Genomic DNA, 14,033 nt, shown 5'->3' with positions numbered 1-14,033 from the left:
CCTCCTGTCGTACAAGCCATGTAGGCCGAATCGTATTATTCAATGGCAAAAAGGGAACGGTTTTCACCGTCTTTCCGTGTATAAATGGCGCGGCGCCGGGCCAACATCAGGTCGGCTACGGCAGGAAGCTCAAAGGAGTTGACCAAAATATCCCAGACCTCTTGGGGCTTAATAGCGCCGTCTGCCGTCTGGTAGATACCGGCACGGATGATAATGCGGTCGTCTTCGATGGTGCCCGTAAGAGGTTCGATGACATGGTCCTTGACGTGGATTTCCCGGGCCTTATGCTTGCCTTTTATAGATACCTTTTCAAAGGTAATATCCGCGTCGTCATTAAAGCGGCGCAAAATAGCATCGAGTCCGGCCTGGTCGAGCGGGGCTGTAGCCGGTCCAAAGAGATCGTATACGGCATAATTGGCCATAGCCATGAGCTTCGGAGCCTTGGCGTCAATATAGTGACCGTCGAGAACGGCAAAGCCATCGGGCGACTGGGCATTCATGCGTTCCATGACCTCCGCCACGGGTATCTTTTCAGAAAGCTCCATGTCGAGATATTCCACATCGGCACAAACGCCAACGCCGAGAGCCGAAGCAAAGCTCAGCTTCATATGGGGATTAAAGCCTTCGGAGTAATTGATAGGTAAATGAGCGCGGACGATAACGTAGCGCACAGCCCGGGCAAAATCGAGATGGGACAGGAATTGAAGGGCCCCGTCTTTTTTAACAGCTAAACGTAGTCTTTCCATGGCTATCCCCTTCCTTGTGATCAACAATAGAAACGCCTAATTCATTGCATACGCCGCAGCCTGTACAGCTCAGGTGGCGGCAGTCGTGGGTCAGTTCACCCTTCAGGGCGCGCTGCCATTCCCGCTGAAGGAAGGCCTTGGAGGCGCCATCGGCGAGGTGATCCCACGGCAAGGGTTCGTTCACGTCGCGGTTGCGGGCGGCGTAGTAATCGGGATCGACACCGGCATTTTTAAAGGCTGTGAGCCACTTGTCGTAGTCGAAGAGCTCCGTCCAGCCGTCAAATTTGCAGCCCAGCTTCCAGGCTTCGTAAAGGACGGCACCGAGACGGCGGTCACCGCGGGCAAAGGCGGCTTCCATATGGCCCGTACGGGCATCGTGATAGTGATAGGAAATGTGCTTATCCCGGATGAGGCTCTTCAGGTACTGCTGCTTCCGTTCAATTTCTGCCACGGGCAGCTGGCCAAACCACTGGAAGAACGTATGCGTCTTCGGCACAAAGCTCGACACGGAGACGGTCACCTTGCCATTGTTTTTATGCGTAATCTGACGGTACAGGTTGAGCACCTTGTAGGCCAAATCAGCAATACCGGCCAAATCTTCGTCCGTTTCCGTAGGCAGGCCCATCATGAAATAGAGCTTTACTGTAGACCAGCCGTTGCGGAAGGCGTTTTCACAGGCCTGCATGAGGTTTTCTTCCGTAACGCCCTTGTTGATGACGTCGCGAAGACGCTGGGTTCCTGCTTCCGGTGCCAGTGTCAGGCCGCTCTTACGGACCTGCTGGACCTTCTTGGCAATATCGATGGAAAAGCTGTCAATACGCAGGGACGGCAGGCTGACGCTGACCTTCTGGTCTTTAAATTCTTCCAGGAGCTGATCGACCAGTTCCGGCAAACACGAATAGTCTGCCGAGCTGAGGCTCATGAGGGAAATTTCATTGTAGCCGGAATTATCGATAATCTGACGGGCGAGCTGCACCAGGTGTTCCGGCGTCTTTTCCCGGACCGGACGATAGAGCATGCCGGCCTGACAGAAACGGCAGCCCCGGCTGCAGCCCCGGAAGAGCTCCAGGACGGCGCGGTTGTGCACGATATCGATATTGGGCACGATGGGCTTCGTTGGGAAAAAGACGTGTTCTTCATCGGCGACGACGCATTTTTCGATCGTTGCCGGTACGCCCGGTTCATTGACTTCCAAGGACTCAAAGTCACCGTCTGCCGTATAATGCGGCGTATAGAATGCCGGTACGTAGTTGCCCTGCTGAGTCGAGAGGGTTTTCAGGAGGCCCTTCTTGCCGCCCGGTTTTCCCTGTTCTTTCCATTCAATGATCGTATCGGCCAGAAGCTGGACAGACTCTTCCGATTCGCCCAGACAAAAGAGGTCGATGTAATCGGCCAGAGGTTCAGCGTTATAGGCACAAGGACCACCGGCGACGACGAGAGGCATATCTTCCCCACGGTCTTTGGAAAACATGGGAATTCCTGCCAGATCGAGCATATTGAGGATATTGCTGAAGCTCATTTCATACTGCAGCGTAAAACCGACGAAATCGAAATCGACGACAGGCGTCTTCGTTTCCAGGGAATACAAGGGATAGCCCTTTTGGCGCATGAGCGCTTCCATATCGGGCCAGGGAGCGTAGACGCGTTCTGCGGCTACGTCGTCCCGTTCGTTGAGGAGTGCATAAAGGATGCGCAGGCCCAAATGACTCATGGCTACTTCATAGACATCGGGGAAACAGTAGGCTACAGTAAGCTTCACATCAGCGTGATTCTTGACGACGCTGTTCCATTCGCCGCCTACATAGCGGGCAGGTTTGCTGACCTTACTCAAAAGGACAGGATCTATAACAACAGTTCGTGACAAAGGAAAACCTCCTATCAGAAATTAAGTATGCATAAGACAGCCCGCAGGGCGGCATGAGGCTGCACTGCGGGACAATTCAGAAAATCATGGTTTGCTGACGCATATAAATACTCATGAGTATCCCCATGGCCATCATATTCGTCGTCAAGGCGCTGACACCGTAGCTCATAAAAGGCAGCGGAATGCCTGTAACCGGCATGATGCCGCAGGTCATACCAACGTTGACCAGGATCTGGAAGGCCCACATGGAGACGATGCCTGTTGCCAGGAGCATACCGAAGGGGTCCTTACATTCCTTAGCCGTAATGAGGCCGCGGTAAATGAGGATAAAATACAGGAACAGGATGAAGAGACAGCCTAAGAAGCCGAGTTCTTCACCGATGACGGAAAAGATAAAGTCCGTATGGTTTTCCGGCAGAAAGTTGAGCTGGCTCTGCGTGCCCTGGAACAGGCCTTTGCCAAACAGCTCCCCTGAGCCGATGGCAATCTTGGACTGGATAATATGATAGCCAGCGCCAAAAGGATCGGCGTTCGGATCGAGGAATACGAGGATACGGGACTTCTGATAGTCCTTCAGGAAGTGCCAGCCAATAGGCGCCAGGATGATACCCACGATAGATGCATTGCGCAAGAGGGACATCTTAATATTGGAAATGAAGAGCATGCCCAAGGCAATGGCCAGGAAGACCAGACTCGTGCCCAAGTCAGGCTGCTTCAAAACGAGCAGGAAGGGAATGCCGACGAACAAGGCAATCGGGAGGAGACTGCGCCACGTATTGAGCTTACCAATACGGTCTGATAAAAGGGCGGCCATACAGATAATCATAATCAGCTTGGAAAATTCTGACGGCTGAATCGTAATCGGCCCAAGTTGAATCCAGCGCTGAGCCCCTAACGCAGACGTGCCGACAAACATAACTGCCAAGAGGACGATGAGGTTAATCCCGTACAGCGGCTTGGCAAACCGTTTCAGCTTCGTATAATCGTAGCGGCTGAAAAACAGGACGATAAGCAAGTTAAAGACAAACGCCACGCCCTGCTTGACGACGAAATCATAATTGATGACGCCTTGGTTAATATGGGTCGCACTGCCAATAATACATAAGCTGCAGCAGACGATCAAGATGGTCACGGCCAGCATGACCTTATCCAAATTTCTCCATTCTCTTTTAAACATTCGCTATAACTCCTAACGGCGGTATGAACGCCAGGCCCGGCTTTGGTCACGGCGCTGCCGCACAGATAAACGCGGTACCAGAGGCAATGCAGCCTGGGGCTCAGCCTGGGCGTTTGCCACTTCTATTTCTGCTGTTGTCTTACTTTCCGGCGACAGAATAGCTGCGGCCTGACGCAGTTCTTCTATAGCTGCAGCAGGCAGCGTCAGAGCCGGTTCGTCTGTTTTTGATACAGATTCGTCTGCATCCATAGCTGCTGTACCGGCAGACGGCAGCAGCGTCATCGCTTCGTCCCAGGCAAACGGTTTTCCTTCTATCAATGCGTCACACATGAGGGACAAGGCCTGGAAGAAGGGATTCACCCCGGAAACGTGCATGATTTCTCCGTCCTGGCCAGCTGCATGGATGAGATCATCGTGGGGCAAGAGGCCAGCCACATGCTCTGCATTTAGCGTAGCTGCTGCATCATCAGGGCTGACGTAGCCCGGCCGGGAGGCGTAGAAATTATTAAAGACCACAGCATAATTAAACTGTTTGTGTTTATTGCAAAACTGCATGACCCGCCCTGTATCGCGTAAGGACGACCACGTCGGTTCTACGACGAAGAATACCATGTCCGCAATGGCTACGGCATCCTTGTAGGCGTTACCCCGGCCAGGCGGGCAGTCGATGAGGATGTAGTCGTACGTACGGCTCAATGTATCGAGCGTATATTGGAAGCCCGGTGCGTCTACTTTTTCCCACGTATGTTTCTGGCTTGCCGCCAGAAAATCGAGATGGGGCGACAAGGGAATGACCGCTTCAGCAGCACTACAACGTCGTTTCATAATATCGACGGCATCATAGAGGACCTCATCCTGGACACCAAAGAGCAAATCCAGGTTGCGCAGGCCCATATCGGCGTCGGCAGCCAGGACCGTGTAGCCGCGGCGGGCCAAGGTAACTGCCAGGGAAGCCGTGACCAGCGTCTTGCCAACGCCGCCCTTACCGGAGGCTATAGCTATGATTTGGGACATGGAACTTCTCCTTTCCTTTTCGTTTATTTTACTTACTGCTGTTTATTTGATGTACTTCCATTTTTGCTGTTGTCTTTCGTATCAGCGTAGGCGCCGACGTGGAAATATTCTTCCAGCATGGTCTTGGCAATAGGACCGGATGCAGTAGCACCGTAGCCGCCCTGTTCCGTCAAAACGGCAATGACGATGCGCGGGTGCTCATACGGCGCATAGGCCACAAACCACGCATGGTCCGCACCGCCATAGTTTTCGGCAGTCCCTGTCTTGCCGGCTACCTGAATGGGGAACCCGGCAAAGAGAGACCCGGCTGTACCGGATTCTTCCGCAACGTTACGCATGCCTTCGCGAACCAGGTCGAGTGTCGACTTGGAAACCGACAGGGTACCTACCTGTTCCGGCGCAAAAATCTTGTACGGTGTGCCATCCAGGTTGTCAATACGGCTGACGAGGAAGGGTTTGTACTGGATACCGCCGTTGGCTACTTCACTGACAATCATGGCAGCCTGCAGCGGCGTTACGAGCTGGAAGCCCTGGCCAATAGCCGAGTTGAACGTATCGCCCAGGTACCAGTCCTGATTAAAGACCTTTTTCTTATACTCTTCACTGGCAACGAGGCCTGCAGCTTCACCGCGCAGGGCGATGCCCGTCTTCTTGCCCATGCCAAACATGCGCGCATATTCGGCCAGTTTATCAATACCTACACGACGGCCCATTTCATAGAAATAGACATTATCGGACTTAGCCAACGCTTCTGTAAAGTTCAGCCAGCCCAACGCTTCGCCACCGGCGTTACGCATATCGACGAGCCAGTGACGGCCACTATCGAAGATCATTTCATCGGCTGTAACCTTTTTGAGTTCCAACGCCGCCGTACCTGTAATCAGCTTAAAGGTCGAGCCTGGCGGATACTCACCTGCAATGACGCGGTTTTCCATAGGATGATTGGGGTTATCGTTGATTTGGGCCCATTCTTTTTCTGTAATGCCCCGCGTAAACCAGTTCGGGTTGTACGCCGGACGGCTGGCCATAGCGAGAACGGCCCCTGTATTCGGATCGATGGCCACGGCAGCAATACCGTGTGTACCGATACCATTGGCGATCTGTTGGTCCATGGCAGCTTCTGTTGCCTTTTGCAGATTGAGATCAATGGTCAAGTGGAAATTATGGCCCGGCACAGGATTTTTCCGTTCCATTTCCTTTACAGGCGTACCGGCTGCGTCGACTTCTACCTGGCGGCCACCATCTTTGCCGCGCAAGAGATCATCGTAATACGCTTCGAGACCGGCCCGGCCGATCTGGGTGATGCTGGAAATACCATCTTGTCCTTCAAGCCGTTTCATATCTTCTTCATCGATCTGGCCGACGTAGCCGAAGACCTGAGCGGCCATGTTATTGTACGGATAGTAGCGGACTGGCTGCACGTCGACAGAAATGCCAGGCAGGTCATTGTGACGTTCTTCTACTTGCGTCACAATATCCTGTGTCAAATCCTGGGCAAGAATCGTCGGTTCGAAGGAATTCTTGCCTTTTTCCATTTTTTCCTTGAGTTTTGCTTCGGGCACCTTGAGGATCTGCGCCAACGTATGCAGCTCATCGTCAGTCAATTTTTTCTTTGTCGGCACGTACGTAACCATAAAGCTGGGTCGTGAGCCAACGAGGATCTGGCCGTTCCGGTCGTACATGACACCGCGCATGGCCGCAATAGGAATAGCCCGCAAGCGGTTGCCATCGGCCAGGCCGTGATAGTAATTGCCTTCAAAGAGCTGCAAATACACGAGCCGGCAAATCAGCGCGGCAAAGATGAATATGACGATCCAATAGAGGTAGCGAAAACGCCCGTCTTGGTTCTTTTTTTTCATTAAAGCTTCAAGCATGTATGATTCTCCTTGTACGCCTTGTCCACAAGCTTAATGGCGAAAATCCATAAAGGTGTAGTACAAATCATGGCGGCTCATTTTCCAAACAAAATGGTTGACCGGCAAGGCCAGGACGCCGTGATAAATGAGCATGGGCAGGCTGAACTCGACGAGGTACGCCACGAGATGGACATACTGGCCGGCCAGGAAGAGGACGCCACAGGTGACGACGAGATAAAAGAGCGTCGCCCCGAGGACCAGGAGCAGCGTCAAGAGCCACTGCTCTTCTTCAATATACCGGCCAATATAGCTGCAAATCGTGGCAATGATCAAATACGGCAAGAGGTGGACGCCAAAGAAATTGCCCAGGACCACGTCTTGCGTAAAGCCGCCTAAGAGGGCCGTAATGATGGCCACCTTTTTGCCATAGTGCAATGACATGAGAACGACAAAAAGGAAAATCAGGTTCGGCTGGGTACTGCCATTAAAGATAAAAGGCAAGACCGTAGCCTGCAAGATGAAGACCACGAAGGCCGTGATCAGACAGACTGATTTCCTCATAATGCAGCAGCTCCTTTGACACCTTCTACCTTATCGCGCTGTGTTTGTGGTACCAGCTTCGGTGCTACGTCAGGTTTGGCGTACGAGCCAGTATCGGCAGACGAAAGAATGACAAAGACTTCTTCCAGCTTCGAGAAATCTACACCGGGACGAATGACAGCGTACTTGACGAAATCATCGTCGTTCTGATGAATCGATACGATTGTGCCGATGAAAAGGCCCTTCGGATAGATAGAGCCAAAGCCCGACGTCACAAGCGTATCTCCTTCGAGAATATCTGCATCCTTGGCAATATTGACAAACTGCGGTTCCGTCGGTACGTTGCCGTTACCGCGGACGACAGAAGCAACACGCGATTCCGGACGCTGCACGATAGCGCCAATACTCGTTCGCGGATCGGTCATGAGCTGAACCCGCGACGAATGGGGATAGGCGTTGCTGATAAAGCCGACTACACCTTTCGGCGTAACGACAGCCATATTTTCCTTAATGCCTTCTTCACTGCCTACGTCGATGACCAGCGTATTAGTCCACGTGCCATAGTCACGGGAAATTACCGATGCAGCACGAACGTTATATTGGCGGTGCGCCGCCTTGAAATCGAGCATTTCCCGATAGCGTTTATTTTCTGCAGCAATTTCATCATAGTCGACACTCTTTTCCTTGAGGGCCGCATTTTCCTTTTCCAGGGATTCCCATTCAATACGGTTCTTGAGGCTTACATCGACGATATGGAAATTGGACGACAGCGTATCAAGGATGCCACTGGCAGCATATTCAAAGGGAGAAACAATCATCTGTAAGGGCCGTGAAATAAACGGCATGGAATCGCGCTGGCGCCAAGCCCAGCCAAAAATGGCTATGAGGATGAATAAGACGAGTACGATTATGAGACTCTTTTTACCGAACGAATACACTGTTAAAATCTCCTTCTGTAAATGCGTTCTACGCCTTCAACTAAGGCGCCCAATTTTTCCCGGTCTTGTAAAGCCCGGCCCGTACCAAGAGCGACGGCCATTTCCGGCTCTGGCGACAAGGCTACAGGAACACCGAGTTCCTGGGAAAAAAGCTGATCCATACCATGGAGCTTCGCGCCACCACCGGTGAGGACAATGCCGTGTTCCATAATATCGGCCGACAATTCCGGCGGTGTCTCACGCAGTACAGCCTGGACGAGGTCGAGGATTTTTACGAGAGGTTTGCCCATGACGCGATAAATTTCACTAGCTTTGACACCTACCTCGCGCTGCAATCCATCGTCAATGCCGCGGCCTGTAAAATAATAGCCCCGGTCTTCTAATGGTAAAACGGCAGACCCGTTGTGAATTTTCATTTCTTCAATCGTTTCATCGTCAGTGACGACAGCATATTCCTGGCGGATATAATCGCGGATAGCCTGGTCAAAATCCTGGCTGCCCAAATGGATCGACCGGGAAATGACGATACCGCCCAAAGAAAGGACAGCGATATTTGTCGTACCGCCACCGATGTCAATGACCATACTGCCAATAGGGTCGTATACGGGCAGACCGGCGCCTAAAGCAGCGGCAGCAGCCGTTTCAATGAGGTAGGCTTCTTTAGCACCTGCCTGGAAAATAGCTTCTACGACAGCCCGCTTTTCGACATTTGAAGCCGCGGCCGGTACACCGACCATAATGCGCAGGCGCTGGACACTGCGCACAGCCTTACTCAAAAGATAACCCAGCATAGTGCGGGTTACATTGTAGTCAGCAATAATCCCGTTTTGCAAGGGCTTATGAATCTTTACCGTTTCCGGTGACTTGGCCAGCATTGTTTCTGCAGCATGGCCGACTGCGACGATCTTACGGTTCCGTTCATCCGTTGCCAAAATGGACGGTTCCGACATTACGATTCCCCGTCCTTCTACATATACTTGGATTGTACTGGTGCCCAGGTCAATCCCGATATTCTTCGTTAATGGTGAAAACATCGAACCCATGTCATATCCTTTCAAGGCAGGTCAGACAAGCCTGCACGTCTAAATTTCAATTCTACAGTCATCCATATATTTTAGCACAAACATACGTCACTAACTAGGGGAAAATGAGTTAAATTCATAGGAGACTGTCATTCCATTACTCACGCTTCTTTTCTCCCTATGGTATACTATGTATATATGTGTGTGCGTACGCCATATATCCTACAGTGCCTATACTCTTTATTTTATACAGAAAGGATGTGTCCCCTATGTGGAAAAAATCTCTCAGCCTGACCTTAGCCGCCCTCTTTGGCTGTGCCGCCCTGGGCCTGGCTGCTACACCGGCGGTTATGCCAGCAACGGCAATAAAGCCCTTGCCGGTGCAAACGAGCCAGACCGTAGATGCCGTGGCCAGTGCCTCTATTCCTGACGAAGAGGTAACGCCTGAAACACCAAAAGACACGCAGAAAACAAAAGAAAAAGACACGACGCTGCCTGCGTCGATCAAACAGTTGGATCTCGTTCTCATTCTCGATAAAAGCGGCTCTATGTACGGCCTTGAAAAGGATACGATCGGCGGCTACAACAGCATGCTGAAAAAAGAACGGGCCCTGGATGTAGATACGCGCGTGACGACGGTCCTCTTCAATAATGAATCGACGGTGCTTACGAACCGCCGTGATATCGATGCTGTCGAAGATATGACGAGCAAGCAATACACGGTCGGTGGCTCTACGGCTCTTCTCGACGCCTTGGGCAATACGATCAACCGTATCAGCCGCATTGACGGCATTGACAACAAAAACCACAAGGTCATTGTCGTCGTCATTACAGATGGTCTGGAAAATGCCAGTCACGAATACAGCCGGGCAACCATCAAAAAGATGATTACAGACAAACAGGAACAAGGCTGGGATTCCCTCTTCCTCGGCGCTAATATGGACGCCGTCACAGAAGCAGGTAAGTTGGGCATTGACAGAGACCATGCCGTCAATTATCAAAACAACGCCCGCGGCGTCCGGGCCAACTTCAACGCCATCGCTGCATACACGCAGAGTACGATGCAGCAAAACGGGGACGACTCGTGGAAGGATGAAGTTAAACAATAGGCCTGTCTTACAGGAAATAAATCAAAACGGTGCTTCGCCACATGAGCGATGCACCGTTTTTTCTCAGTCTTTCTGTACGTCGTCCTTCGTTTCCGCAGGCACTGCTTGTGAAGCTATGTCATCCAGGTAGGTCCAGCCTTCTTCCTGATGGACTTTGCCTTCCTTCATGAGGTGGCCTAAAGCCCGTTTAAAGGCTGCCTTGCTGAGGCCGAACTTGGCCTTAATGACAGCCGGCATAGTCTTATCGCCATAGGGCATCTTGCCGTTGCGGCTCTGGAGGAATGTGAGAAGCTGCTGGCAGTCTGCATCCATAGCCTGCTCCTTCACCGGGCGCAGAGAAATATTGATGCGGCCGTCTTCACGCAGGAACGTCACACGGCCTTTTACCATCTGGCCGATGAGTACCGGTCCATTGAACTCACTGCGATGCAAGAAGGCGATCCACCGTTCCCGCGTCATGAGATAAGCGCCTTGGTCGGTCATGTTGTAAATGGCCCCTTCGACCCAGTCGCCTACCTTGGCTTCTGTCGCCGGTTTCGATGCGCGGCGCATTTCATCTTCTACTTCCATAGAAACGGCCAGGCGGTGGGATTTATCTTCATAGAGCTTGACCCACACGTATTCCCCTTCTTTAGGACGGCCCTTCATTTCCGCAAAGGGCAGGAAAATCCCCCGTTCCGTACCGACGTCGACGAAGGCGCCAAAGCGCGTCGTATTGATAATGGGTACGTAGCCGATCTGGCCGATTTTAATTTTTGGCAAGTGCATGCTCGCCGTCAGACGGCCCTGGGGATCGTGGTATAAGAAGACCGTCACCTTATCGCCTACGGCTACAGGATTGGTCTGCTGATTATGGTGCAGTAAAATATCGTCGTTCGTGTTGCCTGTACCGCCATTAAGGAACGCACCCATTTCGCCGAGACGCAGCACTTCCAGCGTAACGATACTGTTTTCTTGTAAAACCTGATTCATATTATTCCCCTTCGAACGGAATCCGTTCGGCGTCGCTCCATAAGTTTTCCAGTTCGTAGTGGCTCCGGTCCTGTTCGACAAAGACGTGAGCAATCACTTCGCCGGCATCGATGAGAATCCAGCGGCCCGAACGGTAGCCTTCTACGTGGCGTACAGTATAGCCGGCTTTTTCCAATTGTTCTTCAATATTGTCCGCTACGCTCTGGGCCATGCGGTTATTGCGTACGCTGCAGATGACGAAGTAATCGGCCATGATCGAGGCCGGTTCCATGTTGAGGATAACAATATCCCAGGCTTTTTTGTCGTACGCTGCCTGTGCGGCAATTTCGTAGGACGTGCGTTCTTTTGTTTCTTCCGTTTGTTGCTTCATGACTAATGGCATGCTTTTATTTCTCCTTTTGTACAGGCGCCTGTGGCGGCCCGTTAATTACTGTGTGGCAATGGCGTTATTTGTCGTGCCAATGATTTTCTGCACTTCTACAGGATCGTATGTCCAGAGCGTAGTTCCGTTCTTCCCCTTTGCTGCATCAGGCGTCTTTAAGGCTTCGCCAGGCAGCATATAGAAATGGATGTTATCGACAGGCACGTTGCGGAAGGACCAGGCCAAACGGGCCATATCCTTCGCAGAAATATTAGAATCTACCGTATTCCATACGCGGTATACATTAATGGCATTGGTAATGCCGAAGTGATTTTCCAGATTTTCGTAAAAGACCTTGACGAACCGTTCCTGCCGCATAGCCCGGCCTAAGGAACCGTCGCTATCGGTATAGCGCAGATAGCCTGCGGCTTCATTGCCGTCGAGAACCTGATAGCCCTGGGCCAAGGCAATATCGGCCTTACCGTCAGCATCTTCATGATACATATCCTTTTCCACGTACAAGGGCATACCGCCCATCGTATCGATAAAGTGGGCAAAAGACGACGACGTAAAGGAAACATAGTAGGGCACGGGGATCTTAAAAATATCTTCGACAACAGCCCGTGTCAGGCTCAGACCGCCTTCACTATAAATTTCACTCAAGGCCTGGGCGCCCTTTTCCTTACGCCCTTCAATTCTCGTATTATCTGGCAGCATGATGAAATCAATGGTCTTCTTGTCCTTGTTAACAGCTGCCAGACCGACGAAATTCGTCTGTGTCGGGTTTTCCTCGTCTGTACCAATGACCAGTACATACAAGGGCACATCGGGACTCTGCTGGGTGAAATCTTCACTGCTTACCGGTGCCGGATGAAAATGATTCCACGCCAAAACGGCTGTAATAAAGGCCAGTATTACCAAAACGATGACGCCCAGACGGTGCAGGCCACGGCGACGCCGTTCTTCCGGCGTCAGGACGCGGCGCTTTTTCTTCTTCTGCCGTTTGACCTGGTTCTCTGACGGTCCTTGGGGCTTTTCCTGTGTTTCTGCCGTTCTTTTTTCTTCCTCGCCTGGCGTATTAACCGTCACGTGCGTAGGTGGCTTGCGTGTGTCCTTATCCATGCCGGGCCTCCCCCATGCTGAGGATTTGCGCATTCCGGTTTACTACAGTTCCGACAAAAATGGTCTTGTCCTGCTCTAACAGATGTGTAATAGTCGAATCGTAACCGGCCAGGACGGTCTTGTCCAAATCTTCTTTGGACAGAGCCCGCAAGCGGTCTACACCGTCGAAATCACGGCCGGCCTCAATGTAGTCGGCAACAAAAATGATTTTTTCCAGCTGGCTCATGTGCGGTGCCCCCGTCGTATGGTGGGCAATGGCAGCCAGTACGTCAGCATCGTCAATACCGTACTGCTCCTTGGCTACCGTCACAGCGGCATAACCATGGAGGAGGCTGCCGGTCTGCATGATGACTGGGTCAAGGCTGTCGCCAAAGGCCCGTATCGCCAAAGCCTGCATCTCTTCCAGGCGTTTTTGTTTAGCTGCATCGTGGAGGAGCCCTGCCATTTCGGCTTTATCGGCATCACTGCCATAGCGTACAGCCAGCTGCCGCGCCGCTGCGGCTACGCCTAAGACGTGTGTATAGCGGTGACCTGTCAGGCTCTGCTGCAAATCCCCTTTAATTTTTTCTTTCAATTCTGTACTGTACATTGATATATCCCATTCTTCCTGATGTAATCTAAGACAGGCGGCGGTATCATATACCGTACGGAACGGCCCGTCTGCAGACGGCGCCGCAGTTCCGTTGAAGAAATGTCCATCGTCGGTACAGGTAAACGCAGGATATGCTTGCCCAGATCGCCAAAGCTTTCGATGACCGGGTCAATGCCTGCCGTACCGTCCGGCCGGGTAGCACCAATGACGTGGCACAGACGCAGGATTTCTTCCGGCTGATTCCAGTTGTGTAAGTCCTGAATCGTATCCGTACCGGAAATAAAATAGAAGCTGTAACGGTCGCCGTAATGATCCCGCAAATAATGAATCGTATCGACTGTATACGACGGACCCTGGCGATGCATTTCCAAGTCGCTGACAGTAAAATACGGGTTATCTGCCGTGGCCAGGCGCGTCATTTCCAAACGCTGCTGCGCCGTTGCTCCATGGACCTCCTTGTTCGGTGTCATGTAGGAAGGAATAAAGAGAACCTGCTCCAGATCAAAGACCTGGCGTGCTTCTTCTGCAATCATCAAATGGCCCAGGTGAATAGGGTTAAACGTACCGCCCATGATTCCCAGTCTAACGCGTTCCATGATAGAGATAGATCCCTCCCCAAATTACCGCTGCTGTCAGTATATATAATACCAGAAAAACAGCATAATGTTTATACTCATAACGGGTTTTAGGCGACCGGGCGTACTGCCCAAAGGTCCGCAG

Annotated in this window: 14 protein-coding genes; 1 reads left to right on the top strand and 13 read right to left on the bottom strand. The window is 51.8% G+C overall.

What is annotated here, in order from left to right; translation table 11 throughout:
• Positions 1-35: 35 nt before the first annotated feature.
• The 8 genes from PGX44_RS07470 to PGX44_RS07435 all read right to left on the bottom strand — a co-directional run bounded on the left by PGX44_RS07470 (position 36) and on the right by PGX44_RS07435 (position 9,178).
• Positions 36-746, bottom strand: a complete 711-nt coding sequence (locus PGX44_RS07470) for a TIGR03936 family radical SAM-associated protein (RefSeq protein WP_498854872.1) — start codon at positions 744-746, stop codon at positions 36-38.
• On the bottom strand, positions 721-2,610 hold the full coding sequence (locus tag PGX44_RS07465) for a TIGR03960 family B12-binding radical SAM protein (protein ID WP_498854871.1): 1,890 nt from the start codon (positions 2,608-2,610) through the stop codon (positions 721-723). Before PGX44_RS07465 ends, PGX44_RS07470 begins: the two co-directional genes overlap by 26 nt.
• 76 nt (positions 2,611-2,686) lie before the next feature.
• The gene (rodA, locus tag PGX44_RS07460) at positions 2,687-3,787 is read right to left on the bottom strand and encodes a rod shape-determining protein RodA (RefSeq protein WP_498854870.1); all 1,101 of its coding nucleotides are present in this window, start codon (positions 3,785-3,787) and stop codon (positions 2,687-2,689) included.
• 12 nt (positions 3,788-3,799) lie between these two features.
• Positions 3,800-4,801, bottom strand: coding sequence for an AAA family ATPase (locus tag PGX44_RS07455; RefSeq protein ID WP_498854869.1), 1,002 nt, complete (start codon positions 4,799-4,801; stop codon positions 3,800-3,802).
• A gap of 32 nt (positions 4,802-4,833) precedes the next feature.
• Positions 4,834-6,675, bottom strand: a complete 1,842-nt coding sequence (gene mrdA / locus PGX44_RS07450) for a penicillin-binding protein 2 (protein ID WP_498854868.1) — start codon at positions 6,673-6,675, stop codon at positions 4,834-4,836.
• Between the two features lie 33 nt (positions 6,676-6,708).
• A complete protein-coding gene (gene mreD, locus PGX44_RS07445) occupies positions 6,709-7,218 on the bottom strand; it encodes a rod shape-determining protein MreD (RefSeq protein WP_289002083.1) in 510 nt (169 codons plus the stop codon).
• Positions 7,215-8,135 carry a rod shape-determining protein MreC gene (gene mreC / locus PGX44_RS07440; protein ID WP_498854867.1) on the bottom strand — a complete coding sequence of 307 codons (921 nt, stop codon included), beginning with the start codon at positions 8,133-8,135 and terminating at the stop codon, positions 7,215-7,217. Before mreC ends, mreD begins: the two co-directional genes overlap by 4 nt.
• 2 nt (positions 8,136-8,137) lie before the next feature.
• Complete coding sequence (locus tag PGX44_RS07435) at positions 8,138-9,178, bottom strand: rod shape-determining protein (protein WP_498854866.1); 1,041 nt, start codon at positions 9,176-9,178, stop codon at positions 8,138-8,140.
• A 248-nt stretch (positions 9,179-9,426) separates the two neighbouring features.
• Here PGX44_RS07435 and PGX44_RS07430 point away from each other — a divergent pair, with 248 nt between their 5' ends.
• Positions 9,427-10,266 carry a vWA domain-containing protein gene (locus PGX44_RS07430; protein ID WP_498854865.1) on the top strand — a complete coding sequence of 280 codons (840 nt, stop codon included), beginning with the start codon at positions 9,427-9,429 and terminating at the stop codon, positions 10,264-10,266.
• A 63-nt stretch (positions 10,267-10,329) separates the two neighbouring features.
• Here PGX44_RS07430 and PGX44_RS07425 read toward each other — a convergent pair whose 3' ends face one another.
• Genes PGX44_RS07425 through nadD form a run of 5 tightly spaced genes read right to left on the bottom strand, consistent with a single transcriptional unit; the run spans position 10,330 to position 13,909 of the window.
• Complete coding sequence (locus tag PGX44_RS07425) at positions 10,330-11,238, bottom strand: CvfB family protein (protein ID WP_498854864.1); 909 nt, start codon at positions 11,236-11,238, stop codon at positions 10,330-10,332.
• A gap of 1 nt (position 11,239) precedes the next feature.
• Positions 11,240-11,608: a ribosome silencing factor gene (gene rsfS / locus PGX44_RS07420; protein WP_498854863.1), complete on the bottom strand. Its 369-nt coding sequence runs from the start codon at positions 11,606-11,608 to the stop codon at positions 11,240-11,242.
• A 57-nt stretch (positions 11,609-11,665) separates the two neighbouring features.
• Positions 11,666-12,721: an LCP family protein gene (locus PGX44_RS07415; protein ID WP_498854862.1), complete on the bottom strand. Its 1,056-nt coding sequence runs from the start codon at positions 12,719-12,721 to the stop codon at positions 11,666-11,668.
• The gene (gene yqeK, locus PGX44_RS07410) at positions 12,714-13,295 is read right to left on the bottom strand and encodes a bis(5'-nucleosyl)-tetraphosphatase (symmetrical) YqeK (RefSeq protein ID WP_498854861.1); all 582 of its coding nucleotides are present in this window, start codon (positions 13,293-13,295) and stop codon (positions 12,714-12,716) included. Before yqeK ends, PGX44_RS07415 begins: the two co-directional genes overlap by 8 nt.
• The gene (nadD, locus tag PGX44_RS07405) at positions 13,292-13,909 is read right to left on the bottom strand and encodes a nicotinate-nucleotide adenylyltransferase (RefSeq protein WP_498854860.1); all 618 of its coding nucleotides are present in this window, start codon (positions 13,907-13,909) and stop codon (positions 13,292-13,294) included. Before nadD ends, yqeK begins: the two co-directional genes overlap by 4 nt.
• Positions 13,910-14,033: the final 124 nt, after the last annotated feature.

Origin of the sequence: Caecibacter sp. AF58-12pH5A (assembly GCF_027681725.1) — a bacterium.
Lineage (GTDB): Bacteria > Bacillota > Negativicutes > Veillonellales > Megasphaeraceae > Megasphaera > Megasphaera hominis.
Note: the sequence above shows the minus strand (reverse complement) of the source record. Positions and strands in the feature narration are given on the sequence as shown.

Coding starts and splice junctions, on each gene's coding strand:
- PGX44_RS07470 (WP_498854872.1), bottom strand. CDS start 746: ATGGAAAGACTACGTTTAGCTGTTAAAAAAGACGGGGCCCTTCAATTC.
- rodA (WP_498854870.1), bottom strand. CDS start 3,787: ATGTTTAAAAGAGAATGGAGAAATTTGGATAAGGTCATGCTGGCCGTG.
- PGX44_RS07455 (WP_498854869.1), bottom strand. CDS start 4,801: ATGTCCCAAATCATAGCTATAGCCTCCGGTAAGGGCGGCGTTGGCAAG.
- mrdA (WP_498854868.1), bottom strand. CDS start 6,675: ATGCTTGAAGCTTTAATGAAAAAAAAGAACCAAGACGGGCGTTTTCGC.
- mreD (WP_289002083.1), bottom strand. CDS start 7,218: ATGAGGAAATCAGTCTGTCTGATCACGGCCTTCGTGGTCTTCATCTTG.
- PGX44_RS07435 (WP_498854866.1), bottom strand. CDS start 9,178: ATGGGTTCGATGTTTTCACCATTAACGAAGAATATCGGGATTGACCTG.
- PGX44_RS07430 (WP_498854865.1), top strand. CDS start 9,427: ATGTGGAAAAAATCTCTCAGCCTGACCTTAGCCGCCCTCTTTGGCTGT.
- PGX44_RS07425 (WP_498854864.1), bottom strand. CDS start 11,238: ATGAATCAGGTTTTACAAGAAAACAGTATCGTTACGCTGGAAGTGCTG.
- rsfS (WP_498854863.1), bottom strand. CDS start 11,608: ATGAAGCAACAAACGGAAGAAACAAAAGAACGCACGTCCTACGAAATT.
- PGX44_RS07415 (WP_498854862.1), bottom strand. CDS start 12,721: ATGGATAAGGACACACGCAAGCCACCTACGCACGTGACGGTTAATACG.
- nadD (WP_498854860.1), bottom strand. CDS start 13,909: ATGGAACGCGTTAGACTGGGAATCATGGGCGGTACGTTTAACCCTATT.